General features: G+C 41.3%; 1 protein-coding gene and 1 pseudogene. Both read left to right on the top strand.

Annotated elements, in window-relative coordinates:
• The first annotated feature begins 151 nt into the window (after window positions 1-151).
• A complete protein-coding gene (istA, locus tag JCM21738_RS21590) occupies window positions 152-1,567 on the top strand; it encodes an IS21 family transposase (protein WP_321172036.1) in 1,416 nt (471 codons plus the stop codon).
• A pseudogene (gene istB / locus JCM21738_RS21585) lies at window positions 1,564-2,291 on the top strand (IS21-like element helper ATPase IstB). Before istA ends, istB begins: the two are co-directional and overlap by 4 nt.
• Window positions 2,292-2,358 lie beyond the last annotated feature (67 nt).

Raw genomic sequence — 2,358 nt, 5'->3', positions numbered from 1 at the left:
GCAAAATAGAAGTGCAGAGCTTTGCAAGGAATAACTGCAGAGTCCTGCACTTTATTTAATGGCATAAAAAAAGGACTTGCCAGCCCCCAAAATTCCCTCTACTGTATTGGTGTCGAATCAATTTAGTGGAGGTTTAGGAAGGATGCTAGCAATGTCCGATATCAATTGTATCAAGAAACTAAGAAATGAAAAAGGTCTGTCGGTAAACAAAATAAAACAAACGTTAAAAATCAATTGGCGTACAGCTAAAAAATATGCAGATGGGGATCAGCTGCCTGTTTCAAAAATTAGAGAAAAGAAAGGGATGATGTATGAAGGTAAATGGGGTGAGATGATTTCTGATTGGTTATGGGAGGACTCAAAACTCAAGAAAAAGTCCCGTAGAACCAAGAAACAATTATTTGAGGAGCTGAAAGAGCACGGATTCAAAGGATCATATAGAACGGTCTGTTACTTTATTGAAGACTGGAGAAATACCCATCATGAAGAAAAGGACCGAGGTTTTGAAAGGCTTGACCATCCTCCAGCCGAAGCGCAGGTGGACTTTGGGGTGATGGAGGCCGTACAAGATGGCGATCTAGTTGATATCAGGGCATTGGTGATGTCTTATCCATACAGCAATGCAGGATTTGCCGTACCAATGCCATCAGAGAATCAGGAATGCTTCCTACAAGGATTAAAAGAGCTATTCCGCCAGGCAGGAGGAGTGCCTCTCAAAATCCGGATTGATAACCTGACTCCGGCTGTTAAGAAGACTCGCTCAAAACTGGAAGAGGCACAATTGACGGATGCATTTATCCAGTTTCAGAATCATTATGGCTTTGATGTTCAGGTGTGTAATCCAAGAAGCGGTCATGAAAAAGGAAGTGTCGAAAATAAGGTTGGATATATACGCTATAACTTTTTTAGCAAAGCACCTACTATGAAAGATTTCGAGGATCTCTCTTCGAAACTAGAAAAGAAATTGGCAGAAGACAGAAACCGTCTTCATTACGAAAAGCAGGTAAGAATAATAGATTTATGGGAAGAAGAGTCCAGGCGACTTTTGGCCCTGCCTGATCAAGACTATCCAGTCTTCAAAGAAGAACAGGTAACAGTAAATAAGTACAATGAGATAAAACTCGATCAAACCATGATTCATGTCCCTAAAGCTGCGAACTATGGAATCCTATATATACAGTGCACTTGGGATTCATTTAAAGTAGTGACGCCTGATGGCGAGATTCTCCGGGATGACTTTCGTCCTTACATGAAGAAACGGAAAGCCCTGCCTTGGCTGTCCATTGTGAAGGGGTGGATTCAAAAGCCTCGAGCACTGCCCTATTCGCGATATAACGAGTACTTACCAGGAAGGATCCGAAATTATTTGATGGTGGATAATTTGGCCATTCGTCAGGAACGACTAAAGGCATTGGCAACCCTGCTTGTCACGAATGATATGAAGGGCATTAACTCAAACTTTTATGAGCTGATAGAGGAAGAAAAGTTCGGTTCAGAAGCAAATCCATTCGATATAGATTGGTCGAAATATGACATACTGACTGGAACCAAGGAGGTCAGCCAATGACAGACAATCTGAGAAGCAAGTGTAAATCTCTTCGTTTGGCATACATACCAGATGTTTATGGAGAAATACCTTTTGAAAATCCTGAACAGTTTCTGAATGAGTTATTCCAGGAAGAGTTGAAACTAAGGGAGAAAGCGAAAGTGACACGGCTAATAAAGAAAGCTGGTTTCTTGGATCGGAAGAGCCTTAAAACGTTTGAGTGGTTCGAGCAGCAAATGAGGCTGCCTGGCAGATGACAAAAGAAAAGTTATACAGTCTGGACTTCATTGAACAAAGAGAGAACGTTGTTCTAGTAGGAACACCAGGAACCGGAAAAACCCATCTAGCTACAGGTTTGGGAAGGAAAGCATGTGAATTAGGCTATGAGGTGGGATTCTATCGAGTTTCCCATTTGGTAGAAGAATTGGAGAACGCATTAAGATTAAACCGGCTAACGGCTTTCAGGAAAAAGATTGAGAAACTAGACTTAGTTATTTTGGATGAGATGGGTTATCTTCCTTTTGGAAAAGAAGGATCTGAATTATTGTTTCAATTGATTTCTGAGTGTTATGAACAGAAAAGCCTGGTCATAACCTCCAACCTGGAATTCAGTCAATGGAACAGAATATTCACGGACTCTAGGCTAACTGCGGCATTGGTGGATCGTTTGATTCATCATGCCCACATTATCTCATTCCACGGCGAGAGCTATCGTCTCTCCCACGCATTGTCAAAAAGAAGGTAGTTTATAGGGCTGGCAAAGTTCTGCATTTCTCTTTGCATTTTTCTGCACTTTTTTTCTTGCAAAACAC

The sequence above is a fragment of the Mesobacillus boroniphilus JCM 21738 genome (genome assembly GCF_000517385.1).
In the GTDB taxonomy this organism is placed as follows: domain Bacteria; phylum Bacillota; class Bacilli; order Bacillales; family Cytobacillaceae; genus Mesobacillus; species Mesobacillus boroniphilus.
This window is presented reverse-complemented; position numbering and strand designations above follow the sequence as displayed.

Excerpts from the sequence above, each read along its gene's own strand:
- istA (WP_321172036.1), top strand. The coding sequence starts at position 152 with ATGTCCGATATCAATTGTATCAAGAAACTAAGAAATGAAAAAGGTCTG.